Origin of the sequence: Paenibacillus sp. Leaf72, from assembly GCF_001422685.1 — a bacterium.
Classification (GTDB): domain Bacteria; phylum Bacillota; class Bacilli; order Paenibacillales; family Paenibacillaceae; genus Pristimantibacillus.
This window is the reverse complement of record NZ_LMLV01000001.1, coordinates 80,641-94,249: the sequence shown is the minus strand read 5'-3', so window position 1 is coordinate 94,249 and position 13,609 is coordinate 80,641. Positions and strand designations below refer to the sequence as shown.

General features: G+C 46.0%; 12 protein-coding genes and 1 pseudogene. 11 read left to right on the top strand and 2 right to left on the bottom strand.

Annotation, left to right across the window (positions count from 1 at the left end):
- The first annotated feature begins 32 nt into the window (after positions 1-32).
- The 8 genes from ASF12_RS00415 to ASF12_RS00375 all read left to right on the top strand — a co-directional run bounded on the left by ASF12_RS00415 (position 33) and on the right by ASF12_RS00375 (position 9,241).
- Entirely contained in the window at positions 33-1,094 is a 1,062-nt protein-coding gene (locus ASF12_RS00415; protein ID WP_056028257.1) for an HD-GYP domain-containing protein, read from the top strand.
- Between the two features lie 117 nt (positions 1,095-1,211).
- Positions 1,212-2,096 (top strand): GNAT family N-acetyltransferase, encoded by an 885-nt coding sequence (locus tag ASF12_RS36255; RefSeq protein WP_327204884.1) that lies wholly within the window; start codon positions 1,212-1,214, stop codon positions 2,094-2,096.
- Positions 2,097-2,196: 100 nt separating this feature from the next.
- Positions 2,197-2,886 (top strand): response regulator transcription factor, encoded by a 690-nt coding sequence (locus ASF12_RS00400; protein ID WP_056028255.1) that lies wholly within the window; start codon positions 2,197-2,199, stop codon positions 2,884-2,886.
- Positions 2,887-3,079: 193 nt separating this feature from the next.
- On the top strand, positions 3,080-4,048 hold the full coding sequence (locus tag ASF12_RS00395) for an ETX/MTX2 family pore-forming toxin (RefSeq protein ID WP_056028252.1): 969 nt from the start codon (positions 3,080-3,082) through the stop codon (positions 4,046-4,048).
- A 168-nt stretch (positions 4,049-4,216) separates the two neighbouring features.
- Positions 4,217-4,558 carry a hypothetical protein gene (locus tag ASF12_RS00390; protein WP_155972687.1) on the top strand — a complete coding sequence of 114 codons (342 nt, stop codon included), beginning with the start codon at positions 4,217-4,219 and terminating at the stop codon, positions 4,556-4,558.
- 88 nt (positions 4,559-4,646) lie between these two features.
- Positions 4,647-5,207, top strand: coding sequence for a GNAT family N-acetyltransferase (locus ASF12_RS00385; RefSeq protein ID WP_056028247.1), 561 nt, complete (start codon positions 4,647-4,649; stop codon positions 5,205-5,207).
- Between the two features lie 94 nt (positions 5,208-5,301).
- On the top strand, positions 5,302-8,430 hold the full coding sequence (locus tag ASF12_RS00380) for a hybrid sensor histidine kinase/response regulator (RefSeq protein ID WP_056028243.1): 3,129 nt from the start codon (positions 5,302-5,304) through the stop codon (positions 8,428-8,430).
- A 40-nt stretch (positions 8,431-8,470) separates the two neighbouring features.
- Positions 8,471-9,241 carry a uracil-DNA glycosylase family protein gene (locus ASF12_RS00375; protein WP_155972684.1) on the top strand — a complete coding sequence of 257 codons (771 nt, stop codon included), beginning with the start codon at positions 8,471-8,473 and terminating at the stop codon, positions 9,239-9,241.
- Here the strand turns inward: ASF12_RS00375 and ASF12_RS00370 are convergent.
- Positions 9,238-10,011 (bottom strand): hypothetical protein, encoded by a 774-nt coding sequence (locus tag ASF12_RS00370; protein ID WP_056028238.1) that lies wholly within the window; start codon positions 10,009-10,011, stop codon positions 9,238-9,240. The two genes, ASF12_RS00375 and ASF12_RS00370, sit on opposite strands and share 4 nt — an antisense overlap.
- 230 nt (positions 10,012-10,241) lie before the next feature.
- Between ASF12_RS00370 and ASF12_RS00365 the strand changes: the two genes are divergently transcribed.
- The 3 genes and pseudogenes from ASF12_RS00365 (at position 10,242) to ASF12_RS00360 (ending at position 12,525) form a co-directional block, all read left to right on the top strand.
- Positions 10,242-10,850 (top strand): DUF2087 domain-containing protein, encoded by a 609-nt coding sequence (locus ASF12_RS00365; RefSeq protein WP_056028235.1) that lies wholly within the window; start codon positions 10,242-10,244, stop codon positions 10,848-10,850.
- A 103-nt stretch (positions 10,851-10,953) separates the two neighbouring features.
- Positions 10,954-11,292, top strand: a pseudogene (locus ASF12_RS36445) (GNAT family N-acetyltransferase); the annotation flags it as partial.
- A gap of 96 nt (positions 11,293-11,388) precedes the next feature.
- Complete coding sequence (locus ASF12_RS00360; RefSeq protein ID WP_056032594.1) at positions 11,389-12,525, top strand: SGNH/GDSL hydrolase family protein; 1,137 nt, start codon at positions 11,389-11,391, stop codon at positions 12,523-12,525.
- Here ASF12_RS00360 and ASF12_RS00355 read toward each other — a convergent pair.
- Complete coding sequence (locus ASF12_RS00355) at positions 12,515-13,609, bottom strand: GerAB/ArcD/ProY family transporter (protein WP_056032591.1); 1,095 nt, start codon at positions 13,607-13,609, stop codon at positions 12,515-12,517. The genes ASF12_RS00360 and ASF12_RS00355 overlap by 11 nt on opposite strands.

Here is a 13,609-nt window from a genome sequence, read left to right as displayed (position 1 = left end):
GAATAGGTAATCCACTTAGGGAGGAACTATCATTGTTAGTTAAAGATTATGAACAATTAATCGGTAAAATACTAACGAAAAGCATCCGCGATACAAAGGGAACGCTTTTAATCAGAAAGGGAACTATTCTTCTAAAAAGTCACACCGAGAGACTTGCTAAATTTAAGATCCAAATCGGGGAAGTCACAACTATCGATGCGAATGCTTCTGAGCTGAATCAGGAAATTTCTGATCATACACCGAAACAAAAGCCCTCCTTCCGAGATTCATATGAAAGGGCTAAGCAGCATTTTAACGATATGGATCAGTTCGTTCGTCAAAACGGAATTGTTCCTGTCGAGGAGCTTGAACGGGAAGTTCTTCCCTTTATAAAGGAAATAGCGAAGCGATATAATCTATTTCAGTTATTTTCCGAGCTTAAGGAACAGGACGATTACAGGTACAGGCAATGTATAGGAACGGCCGTTATTGCGACCTCCTTAGGTAAGCGGCTTGGTTTGAAAGAAAACGAATTGGATATGCTTACAACTGCGGCGAGTCTCTATGATATTGGACTGGTTAAGCTGCCAACTGCAATCGTTTCCAAACAGTCAAGGTTAGACACTCATGAATACGCGATTTTAAAGCAGCATACCATTCTCGGAAACGAGCTACTACTCCAATCGGACGTTGAACCTCGGGTTGCTCTGGTCGCTCTTCAGCATCATGAACGAGAGGACGGCAGCGGTTATCCAAGTGCTCTGAAGGGGGATGAGCTGGATCGTTTTAGCAAAATTGTAGGTTTGACAGATTTCTATATGGCTATCATCTCAGAAAGACCTTATAGGGCTGCGCTGCAATTTTTTGAAGCCATCGAAGAAATTCATCAACAAATTATTTTAAATCGCTTTGATTCGGTAATTGGGCTCACGCTGCTGGATATGCTGCTCTCCACCCAAATCGGTTGTGAGGTTGTTTTATCGGACAACAGACGAGGAACTATTTTGCTGAACAACTATAACTACCCGACTCGACCATTTATAGCGCTTGAAAACCACGAGTTTATTGATCTTAGCAAGTTTGATGATATTAAAATCATTGAAATTGTCGGATAAGAGGATTGGCATATAAATTAAGTATTACGCGGGGGGCCAAGAAGGCTCCTTATTTTTTTATGGTTTGTATGTGTTAAAATAGATAGTATTTGAGCTCAATGAAAGGTTTGATTTAACTTGGAAATTAGAATCATAGAGAAGGAGCAAGCTTGGCAATTGCGTCATCAGGTCATGTGGCCGGATAAGGATTTTGATTTTATAAAGCTTAAAGAGGATGGCGAGGGCACTCACTATGGACTTTTTGAAGAGGAAGAACTGGTCTCAGTGGTGTCCATTTTTATTCATGGCGTTCAGGCTCAGTTTAGAAAATTTGCTACTCTATCCCGTCATCAAAATAAAGGCTATGGAAGCAAACTTCTGAATTACGCACTCAGTGAATCAGAGCGCCTAGGCGTTAAACGGATATATTGCAATGCAAGAATGGATAAAGCAACGTTTTATGAGAAATTCGGGCTTTCTAAAACGGACGCCACCTTCAGTAAAAGCGGCAAAGATTATATTGTGATGGAACGCCACATAAAAGGAGAAATGAATATGAGTCAAGACGAGCTTTTTATGAGAGAAGCAATTAAGCTTTCTAAGCTTGCGGTTGAGCACGGAAACGAACCTTTTGGAGCCATACTCGTTAAAGACGGGGAAATTGTATTCACAAATGAAAATCAAATTTATTCAGCAACCGACCCAACTTTCCATGCAGAGGCTGGGCTGCTGCGGCGATTTTGCGAAGAAACCCACATTACGGATTTGCATGAATACACCTTATATTCGAGCTGTGAGCCTTGTTATATGTGCAGCGGTGCGATGGTTTGGACAAATGTGGGGCGACTGGTTTATAGCGCGAGCAACATGGAGTTGTGCAGTATATTGGGCGAGCAGGGAAGTCCTTGCTCTCAAATTGTATTTGAAAATTCTCACCATAAGCCTGATATCACAGCTGGGATATTACGGGAGGAAAGTCTTAGTATATTGGCTGCCTATTTTTCGCACAACACAAAGGGCTGAAACATTCCAGTAAGCATCGATTGGAGAAACTAACTTCATCCATACGCCAACCCTGCCATTGCTGCCAAAAGAAATCCTACTCCCCCAAGGAGGCCTAACCTTGCAAACGATTATGATCGTCGAAGACGAGCCGGCTATTTCCCGCGTTTTGGCGGCGTATATACGAAAGGCAGGCTTTGCGAGCATTATTTTTGACCGAGGGAAAGAGGCGGTGGAGAAGCTGGCCGTGCTTCAGCCCGCGCTTATTTTGCTTGATGTCATGCTGCCGGAAATGGATGGCTGGGAGGTGCTGCAGGAAGTACGGCGGCGCAGCGTCTGTCCGGTCATTATGCTCACAGCTAAAGGGGAGATTGGTGACCGCCTGGCTGGGCTGAACAGCGGCGCAGATGATTACATCACCAAGCCGTTCGAGCCACAGGAGGTGGTAGCACGGATTCAAGCTGTATTGCGCAGAGGTACGCATGCATTAATTGCGGGAAATCAGATCCAGTACGGCAGTCTGAAAATCAATTTAAACGACAGAAGCGTTTATTTGAATGAAGTATGTCTATCGATAACGCCGAAAGACTTTGCACTGCTGCATTTTTTAATGGAGCATCCTAATCAAATTTTTAATCGGGAGCAAATGATCGAGCAGGTATGGGGAATTGGCTATGATGGGAGTGACCGGGCTGTGGATCATGCGATTAAACGCTTGCGACAGGCGCTGCTGCATTTGCCTCCAGAAGAAGGAGAAATTCGTACCTTGCGGAGAACGGGGTACCAGTTTTATACCAATCATGAAAATTAATACCTTCTATTTTTTTGCCATACGCCTGACACATTCTACCTTTATTCTGTAGTAGCTAGATCCTCTAAGTGATCTACTCCAAGATGTAGCTAATGATAAGAAGTCAAAGAGCTGCGAGCATCCACGATTGCAAACGTTGAATAGATGACTACGGGGAAGCTTTATCAAATCGAGTGGAAGGTGGATGAAGGTTATGGCGGATGTAATTGAATATCAGGTAATTGTTTCTAAGGCGAGGACTTCGGATAATAAGCTGCTTGTTATTACAGCGGCTGAGAGTGGGGAAGGCATAACGATATTGCCACAGGTGTACGGAAATGAACATCAATTGTGGGAAAAAAGAAAGGTGCGCGCTGGAGATGACAATGCCTATGCGCTCGTTAACAAAGCGACGGGCAAGTGCATTGGAAGAAAGGACTCCACTCAGGGCTCGAAGATTTATCAGGCGCTCGTTACAGAAGCGGACGTCAATGGTCTCATGGTATGGCGTGACGACAATGTTGCGGGAACGCACAATGCGATTAACAGCTATGTGGATTGGGAGCAGAAGCTCAATATTCCTGGCAACGGCCCATTTAAAAGCGGCGACTCGCTTGTGACGTGGGAATGGTGCCACGGTCAGATAAATGAATTATGGGTTTTCGTACCCGATCGCAAGAAGATTACGGTCAAGAAAATGGAATTTCAAATGGACAGCTCAATTGTGATTAATAGTGTGCCGATCGTAGCAGCCAAACAGCTTGTGACCAACCATTCGAATATTCAGCAAACGCAGCAAGTTACATTGAAATTTTCCAAAAGCCATACGTATAATTTCAAATGGGAGAGAGGGCTCAAGGTATCGGAAACGCTTGAATTTAAAGCAGGGCTGCCGCTTGTAGGCGATACGGGTGTGAAAATCTCGGTAGAGGGCTCGCGCAGCTATTCGGAAACCAAGACACAAGACGAGTCCCAGGAGGTTTCGCTGCAGGTCCCAGTCGTTTTGCCAGCAGGTGCAACTATCGAGGTTTCCGCTATTTTATTGCAGGGCGTTATCGATGTGCCCTATACGGTGACGTTTGAAGTGGAGTACCCGAATGGGAAAACAACCGAAACGGCTTCAGGCAAATATACCGGCGTGAACACGTTTACCGTTAATACCGAGTATAAAACGATCGTATAGTTTATGTATTCCATGCCATCATAATATAAAGATGAACGATAGCAGGCAGAAGGAGGCGGTGGCCTCTTTTTGCCTGCTATCGTTTTTTTTGCTCCGTAAGGAAAGGGGTAGTTCCTGCATATAAATTAAGTTAAACTAACATTCAAAAGGAAATTGAGGTGAATGCTTATGTTCTATATAGTGGTGTTAACCTTAATTGGACTGCTCCTTTCAAGCTTGGTGCCCATGGGTGCGATTTTGATCTGGAGCATCACTTTTGCTATAGTGATTTTGAATTATCGCAAAACCCTTCACATCCACAAAAATTTGCAGGAAATTAGAAGCCATTTAGGTTTGATGGGCAAGGAAGAAGCAGAGGATTTTAAAATTGAGGCAGAACTGAATAAAGTCAATCAGTTAAGCGAGCAGCAAATCAAAGAAATTAATGAGGAAATTGAACAGCAATTTGCTGAGCAGCTTGAAAAACAGGATGAGAAGAAAGACGATACGCCAGACAAAAAGGATAAGTAATTTATTCATTGACCGTCTTATGTTATAGTAAACTCCTATTCCATGTACATAGTTATAACTACAAAAATTTCTACTAACGAGGTGCACAATGGCAAGCTTAAAAATATTAAATCCGTCCGTTAACGACGACATATATGCTTTTCAAGCGGGTCCCGAGGACGAGGAGGCGGTACGTGAGCTGATTATGGAAACGGCTCGCTGGCTTAGCAGCATGGGCTCCACGCAGTGGGGCGGCCTGCTTCAAGGTGAGGATAGCCATAATCTTGCGGGAGCGATTGCGCGTGGCGAGGTTTTTGCGTTTCGCAAAGCAGGGGAAGAGGGGCTCGCGGGCTCGGTTATTTTACAGCAGCAGCCTAGCGAATGGGATCGTAAGCTTTGGGGTGATACGGAAGTGGGCAAGGGAAGCGCGATCTTTTTGCACCGGTTAGTCGTTAATCGTCAGTTTTCCGGCAAGGGACTTGGCAGCGAAATGATGGCTTGGGTTGAAGGGGGTATCCAGTATTCCGGCAAAGACCGGATCAAGCTGGATTGTATCGCAAACAATGAGAAGCTTAACCGCTTCTACAAGCAATGTGGTTATACGTACAAAGGCGAAGCGAGTGGCTGGAGCATTTATGAAAAGCTGCTTCCAGATGTAAAGGTTCATTGAACAACGGCTGTTTATTAATAGGTCAAAAGTAATTCTAATGGAGGCAGGCTAACGAGAAGGGATTCAGCAAAATCTGTCGAATATCTGTGAAATTATGCTAACTAAACGAAAAATAATTCTCGTCACCGGCCTGTTCCTCTGTCTGCTCATATCGATCCGTTTAATTTGGATTTATATGACCCTCCCTCCCGATCATCCTGCGATCGTGCAAGGGCAATTGGATTTGCGGGGGTATAACCTGGCAGACTCGGAGGCCATCAGGCTGGATGGCGAATGGGAATTTTATGCTCATCAATTACGAATACGCGGCCCAGAAAATGCGGAAGCAGCCAAAGGGCAGGCGTTCATTCAGGTGCCTGGAAACTGGAATACGGTGTTATCCCCGCAGGCGGATTCAGCGTATGGTTACGGAACGTATCGTCTGCGTATATTCATCGATTCAGTTAAAAGCCAAACGTACGGCATCCGCTTGAAGAACATTCCGTCGGCTTCCGCCGTGTATGTGGACGGAGAGCTTGTGGCTCAAGCAGGACAGCCAGCACCAGAGGAGGAAGGCTACATAGCACGCAACGTGCCTTATTCAGCGTCCTTCATATCCGACAAGCCAGTGATCGATATTGCTATTCAAGTCGCGAACTATGATTCAGCGAGCTCGGGAGGCATTCTTGGCTTCATTTCATTTGGCACGGAGAAAGTGGTAAGCAAGGAAACGGCAGTTAGCCTCCATTTGCAAATAATAGTCGTTATTATTTATTTACTGCATACCGTGTATGCTTTTATTTTGTATTTTATTGGCTTGCGGCAGCGGGGGTTGCTGTTTTTCGCCGGCGCTATGTTCTTCTCTGCACTTTGGCTCCTAGTATCGGATGATATGCTGCTGATGGTCTGGCTGCCAATGAACAATGATTGGAGCTTAAAGATCCAGTTTCTTTCCTATATGGGTGCTGCAATATTTATGCTGGAATTTACGAAGCGCTTATTAACCGAATACCGGAATGTGCGAATTTTTCGCTGGTATACATCGCTCGGCATGTTGTTTGCGGTATATGTGCTGTTTGCGCCAGCCTCTTATGTATTAGCGGTAGCTGGCTTGCTCGGTATTTATATTTTGCTTCCCTTCCTCGTCAATCCGGTCATCACCTTGCGAACCGCGATGAGAAGCGATAAGGATGCGATTGCGCTGCTGCTCGGTGTGGCTGCGATGTCGAACAATATCATTTGGAGCGTTGCGAAGGATACAATTGGCGTAGAAAGCTCCTACTACCCAGTCGATCTGGTCGTCTCTTTTCTCGGGTTCGTAGCGTATTGGTTTAAGCAATACATTCATACCTTCGCCCAGTCGAAGCAGTTATCCGAGGAGCTGCAGCAGGCGGACAAGCAAAAGGATGATTTTCTGGCGAACACGTCCCATGAGCTGCGAAATCCGCTGCACGGCATGCTGAATATGACGCAAATTGTGCTGGATAGAGACAAGCAGGCGCTCAGTGATCAAAGCGTGAAGCAATTGGAGCTTATTTTAACGGTCGGCCGCCGGATGTCATTTATGTTGAATGATCTGATAGACTTGACCCAACTGAAAGAACAGCGTATTCGGCTGAATCGAGGCAGCCAGCAGGTACAGAGCGTCGCTGCTGGCGTAATCGACATGCTCCATTATATGGTGGAAGGCAAGCCTATTCGCCTCGCGAGTACGATTCCAGATGTATTTCCCCATGTCCTTGCGGATGAAAATCGTCTCATTCAAATTTTGTTTAACCTGCTGCATAATGCGATTAAATTTACGAGCGAAGGACATATTGCGATTCATGCCGTTCAGCAGGGGGGAATGGCGTACATAAGCATTGCCGATACAGGCATGGGAATGGATGAGGAGACGCAGCGCACGATTTTTGAACCGTATGAGCAGGGAGATTCGGGCATGACCGCTGCACCTGGCGGCGGAATTGGGCTTGGACTTAGCATTTGCAAGCATTTGGTCGAGCTGCATGGCGGAACGCTTGAGGTCCGTTCGCAGCCGGGGCAGGGCTCGATGTTTACTTTTACGCTGCCGCTGGCAGAAATGGGTGCTGCCGTAGAAGTGAGTAGCGACCATGACCATGAGCTGCTGCCGTCTGTTCCAGCTGCGGAAATGCTCGCTGCCGCTGCCGATGCCGATGCCAATGTCACAAACACAGCCTATCTAGGGGAGCAATCGCTAGAGCACACTGGCGATAGGCCTCTACCAACCCAAGCGAAAGATCGTCCAGCTATATTAGTGGTAGATGATGACACGGTTAATTTGCAGGTGCTCGAAAATATGCTTGGCGTGCGAGATTTTGACATTGTGTCGCTCACAAGCGGCAAGGAAGCACTAGCTCTGCTGGATTCGAGAAAGTGGGATTTGGTTATTACCGATATTATGATGCCTCATATGTCGGGATATGAGCTCACGCGCCTCATTCGCGAGCGTTATGCGCTCTCGGAGCTGCCGATTCTTCAGTTGACCGCACGCAATCGGGCGGAGGATATTGCCGCAGGCTTCCAGTCGGGAGCGAATGATTATGTAACGAAGCCGTCTAATGCGCTGGAGCTGAAATCGCGGGTAATGGCTTTAATCCATGTGAATCGATCGATGAATGAGCGGCTTCGTATGGAAGCGGCCTGGCTGCAGGCGCAAATCCAGCCCCATTTTTTACTGAATTCGTTGAATGCGATTGCGGCTCTGAGTGTAATTGATTTGGACAAAATGCATGTGCTGCTCTTGGAGTTCAGCAACTACTTGCGGTCGAGCTTTGATTTTAGAAATTCAGAGCAGCTGATTCCTCTGGAGCGGGAGCTGGATTTTGTCCGTTCCTATTTATATATTGAGCAGCAGCGCTTCGGCAATAAATTGCAGCTACATTGGCAGGTGGAGGCCAGTCTGAAAAGTATGCTTCCGCCGTTGACGATCCAGCCATTAGTCGAAAATGCGGTGAGGCATGGCGTGATGAAGCGTGCTGCGGGCGGAAGTATTTCAGTGCAAGTGTTCGAACGCGATGATCAGGTGGAGGTTGCGATAATAGACGACGGTGTCGGCATGGATGCGGAGGTATTGGATAAGCTATTGGATAGAAGTTCCAGCGAGCAGCAGGGAATTGGGCTGCTAAACGTGGATCGGCGATTGAAGCAAATGTATGGACAAGGCTTGTTTATTCAAAGTGTATCTGGCCAAGGTACAACTGTGTCATTTAAGGTGATGAAGTAAGCAGGAGGGTTACAGCGGAATGGAGAGGAGAGGTTTGCCATTGTCTTTATCCACTGAGTATTTGCACTATGAGCCGTTTATTAAATCGCTGCCGCTGAAGTCTCGATATGAGCCTGCTGATTTGCCCGTTCCGGATTTGCTTATAGACCGTGAGGGAGAGCTTGAAATGTTCTACGCGCCGCATAATGAATACCGGAACAGCTCGGCGAGCCTTTTAATTGTCGGCATCACGCCCGGCTGGACACAGATGGAGCTGGCCTACCGGACGGCAAAGCTCGCTTTGGAGCAAAATAAATCGGCGGACGAGGTGTGCAAAGCTGCCAAAATCGCCGCCAGATTTTCCGGTGCGATGCGCCGCAACCTGATGCAAATGCTGGACAGCCTGAAGCTGCCGGAGTATTTTGGACTTCCAGACAGCGAGGCTTTGTTTGCTGAAAATAATCCGCTCCTGCATACGACTTCGCTGCTCAAATATCCGGTATTTGTAGCTGGGAAAAACTACACGGGGCATAAGCCCCCGCTTGCCGGCAATGCTTTTCTGCATAATTTTGCGCTGAAATTTATTAAGGCTGAGCTAAAGCTGTTGCATAAGCCGCTTATTATTCCTTTAGGCAAAACGGTGGAAACGATGCTTAAAGAGCTTGTTAGCAGCAAGGAACTGGGGGATACGCTAGAGGATAAGCGCTGCTTATGGGGATTTCCCCATCCTTCGGGAGCCAATGGCCACCGACACAAGCAGTTCGCTGATGCGAGAGAGCAGATGGAGGCGAAGGTCGCCGCATTTGCTGCTGAACGAAGTGGGCTGGCTTAGGTGTATTCAAAACAAATGACAGCCTTGCGCAGCTCTTTATCATAGAACAAAAATATATTATCCGCGCCATAAGCCTGAAAATAATACCCGGTTAAGGAGCCGATATAATCAAAGACTTCCCCGTTTGCTTTTTTGGGGACATGAAATAGATTGGTGTTTTCAAACTTGCGGAGCTCTTCTATCGATTCATTATATTTTTGCATAAATCCTTGGGCTTCATTGGACATAAACGCGATATCGTCCCATATGCCATTAATTTCGGGATAGCTTAGTCCCCACCCATCCGCTTGCTTCTTGTTAAAATCCGCTAGCAGTTCCTCAGCAGAGGTGAATTGTTCGCTAAATCGGGAGTAAGGGTAAATCTTCTGATTGTTTTGGTAAAATTGCTTGCGGATATGATAATCCAAATCATTTTGCGCATAGGCAGCCTTCAAATCCTCATCGATTTCACTGTCTGCTGAATGCTCCTGCTGATGCAGGGTGAAGTAATTCCAGTCTGCCTCAAATTTGTATTTCCCATCTATTACATCAAAACCTAGCATATCTTCTTTCGTGAAAAGGGTATGGTAGTTTTTCGTGCTGTCACCCACACAGCCATCATAAATTTCCTTGGCTGATATAATATGCAGCCACTCATCAAGCTCGGGATCGATGCATTTTAAATGAATCGAGCAAAGGGGCAAAAAGTGCTGGCGATGCTTTTCAATATCGTCATAAAAAACATCCTCATAAGCGGGAAACGGCTTAATAAAGGCTTCAGGAATGTTCATCCGGCAGTGTACCTCCGACCTGTTGGTTAATTTGTGGTTATGAAATGGATTCTACTCTTATAGTAAACGATCAGAGCTAAAAGCAAAACAGGCCGCCTAAAAGATTCACATAAATGTCCTAGCCTGTTGACTTTGTGAATCTAATTAGGATATCATTTAATTAGATAATCATTAAATTAGATATGAGCTAAATAAGACGCGTCTGACATTCGGTCTGGAGGTGGAAGTAGATGCAATTGGAAAAAGTAGTCGCTTACCATAAAGCGCTTGCAGATCCAACCAGGATCAAACTATTAATTTTGCTATCGGAAGGAGAGCTTAATGGCCAGGTTTTAGCCGAAAAGCTAGGTGTCTCTCCAGCTACGATAACCCATCATGCTGCAAAGCTGCGTGAAGCAAGCTTGATTAATGAGCGAAGAGATAAAAATACGATCTTCTTTTCTTTAAATCACTACTTCATCAAAAGTAGTGCCACTGCTGCTGCGGAGTTAATTTACAAAAACACAAAAGTAAAAGGAGGTGGGGATATTTTGGAGGATGACAAAAACAAGCGGCTTCAGCAGTCTGTCGTTAAAAACTTTTTCACATTAGACAATAAATTAAAGCACGTACCCGCGCAGCTTAAGAAAAAGCTGATCGTATTGGAGCACCTAGTGTCTCGACTTGAGACCGGGCGCAAATACAGCGAAAAGGAAATCAATGCATTCATTAAAAGTTATCATGAAGATTTCGCCACCATACGCAGGGAATTTATCATGCACCAATTCATGTTCAGAGAAAACGAAATTTACGAATTGAACCCGCCTGAGATGTGGGCGAAATGGGAAAATCTAGCGTGAGAATATGCTCTATTTTAAGCTAAAGAAGGTGTAGAAGCTGATTCACTTAAAGTTAGTATCTGATCCGCTCTCGACAGAAAGTATAAACATTCAAAAGGCGATTATGAATTCACAGCCTCTGTTTAATCTCTTAGTCCTTGGTAAACGACTCCAAACGGACGAAGAGATTAGGGAAGAAAACAAGAAAAATCTCGAACATGGCGAAAAAATGTTTCACTTGATTGAAAATAACGAATGCGTTGGAATTATGACGTATCTTCCGCAAAATCCTAATGATCATCATCCGTGGATTGGACTGCTTATTATTCATAAGGAGCATGAAGGGGCAGGAATCGGAACGCTTGCATTGAAATTGTTAGAAGAAGAATGGGTAGAACAGTGCATAGACAAAGTCAGACTTTGTGTTCAGCTTGGCAACCATAACGGGGCTTCATTTTGGAATAAGAATGGGTTTCATAAAATCAGCGATGGTTTGGACAATCACAATAATCAAATTGATATCTACGAAAAAATTTATAGAAATGAGGAGGAGTGTGTGATGCCACAAGTGGTTCGCTTAAAGGTACATCCGTTATCCGAAATCGCTCATCTTAAGGTTCATGGCCGGACGACTGGCCAACTTGATCCGTTAACGTTATTTTGGACGGGAAGCTCGGTGGAATTAAATGCGCAAGGATCTGAGCTTTGGGTTGAAGTCGAGGTGAATTACGACCAGTATGAGCCTTGGATCAGCATCCTGATTAACGGTGTGCCGGTCAGCAGACAAATGTTAACGGCGGGCAGGTACTGGATTTGTATTTTTAGAGGCATGACTAAGGCCGCCATTAAAAATGTTCGTATCGTAAAGGATGTACAGGCGATGAGCGCGGATTCGGGCTGCCTCCTGCAGATTCACGCTGTGAAGTTTGACGGTGAATTTACACCGATTGCAGCCAAACCCTATCGCATCGAATTTATAGGCGACAGCATTACTTCTGGAGAAGGGACCATCGGAGCGAAAGCGGAGACGGACTGGATTCCGATGTGGTTTAGCGCCATTGACAATTATACGGCGATGACAGCGGAAGCGCTGAATGCTGACTACCGTGTCCTTTCACAAAGCGGATGGGGCGTACTTACGAGCTGGGATAACAACCCGCATGCCAATCTTCCTGATTATTACGAACAGGTTTGCGGTCTTCTTACCGGGGAGAACAATAAAGCTTTAGGCGCGCACGAAAAAAATGATTTTGACTCCTGGCAGCCGGATGTCGTCGTCGTGAATTTGGGAACGAATGATGACGGCGCTTTTCATTCTCCGGAATGGGTAGATACAGCTACTGGCAAAGCTTACAAACAGCGGTTAAAGGCTGATGGCACGTATGACGAGGAGGATTTAGCGGCAATTGAGGAGGCAGCGGTGAGCTTTCTAATCAAAATTAGAAAATATAACCCAAATGCCCCTATCATATGGGCCTACGGCATGCTGGGTCAACCGATGATGCCGGCTATCTACCGTGCTGTAAATGCTTATCGGATGCAAACAGGGGATAAGCAGGTATCCATTTTTCAGCTTCCCAATACGACGGATGACACATTAGGCGCAAGACAGCATCCCGGCAGATTAGCCCATGCGAAAGCAGCCAGTGAGCTGGCGGGTTATATCAAAGAAGTTTTGCGTTCCTCTAAGCCTTAGTCGGGCGAAACATTGCTACAACCATTACCACAAGCAGCGGAACGAACAGCACCAGCCCCGTCCATATCGGATGAATTTCTGTGACAATGCGAGCCCACTGGGTGTTGCTGTCATAAGTGACGAGCCCCATCAGAAAACCCGCCAGTGCCAGCGGCATAATGATGACATTGTTGTCCTTTATGCCGCAAAGCTTGGCCATAAAGAGGCTGAGCACATAGAGGGAAAGCGTAGCTTTCATATAAGAGCCGAGAATGAGCGACATGCCGATAACGGACTCAATGCGTTGGATTATTTCCTGAAATTCAATAAGCCGGGCTACGGAAAATAGCATATAGGGCCCCGCCCCTGCAACCGGACCGAATACCATTAATGCACACACCGTCACAGCGCAGAGTACTAGCAAGCTGGCTGCGAAGGAGATGGACATCGTCGTCATCAGCTTCTTGTTCAGCTTGTGCCCTGCGGCGAAGGGCAGCAGCATGCCGAATAAAAATACTTCGGAGAACGGGAAGCCAAACGTATAATAAGCTCCAGCCGCTACAGGCGTCAGTCCTTTAGGCAGCAGCGGAAGCAGCTGCTCAGGACGGTATTCAGGGATCGCAAACAGCAGTACGATGAAAATGAAAAAGGATGTTAATAGCATAATCAGAGTGAACATTCGTGCAATCACTTCTATTCCTGCGCGGGCCGTCACAGCAGAAATGATAAAAATAAGGGAAGTAAAGGCGTACATCGGTGTTTCCCTCATCATCGCCCCAATCATGAACTGGCCTACGCCTACAACAATAGCTGCCTGCATTTGCAATAAATACGAGATAGTCAGCAGCCCTAACAGCACCGTCAGTACGTTGCCAATCATCTTGCGGCTGTAATCAATGTAATCCTGGCCGGGAAATCGGCGATTTAAATACAGCAGCATCATTAGGATGCCAAACCCGATCGCTCCAGACAGCAGCAGGGAAAGCCAAGCGGCGGCACCTGCTTTTCCAATCAGCGGGCCAGGCACAAAAATAATCGAGGAGCCGGTCAAGAATACGAATAAAAGCACGCCCATTTGAAAAGCACTGACCTTTTGTTTATTCAA

Coding starts and splice junctions, on each gene's coding strand:
- ASF12_RS00370 (WP_056028238.1), bottom strand. CDS start 10,011: ATGAACATTCCTGAAGCCTTTATTAAGCCGTTTCCCGCTTATGAGGAT.
- ASF12_RS00385 (WP_056028247.1), top strand. CDS start 4,647: ATGGCAAGCTTAAAAATATTAAATCCGTCCGTTAACGACGACATATAT.
- ASF12_RS00380 (WP_056028243.1), top strand. CDS start 5,302: ATGCTAACTAAACGAAAAATAATTCTCGTCACCGGCCTGTTCCTCTGT.
- ASF12_RS00360 (WP_056032594.1), top strand. CDS start 11,389: ATGCCACAAGTGGTTCGCTTAAAGGTACATCCGTTATCCGAAATCGCT.
- ASF12_RS00395 (WP_056028252.1), top strand. CDS start 3,080: ATGGCGGATGTAATTGAATATCAGGTAATTGTTTCTAAGGCGAGGACT.
- ASF12_RS00365 (WP_056028235.1), top strand. CDS start 10,242: ATGCAATTGGAAAAAGTAGTCGCTTACCATAAAGCGCTTGCAGATCCA.
- ASF12_RS00390 (WP_155972687.1), top strand. CDS start 4,217: ATGTTCTATATAGTGGTGTTAACCTTAATTGGACTGCTCCTTTCAAGC.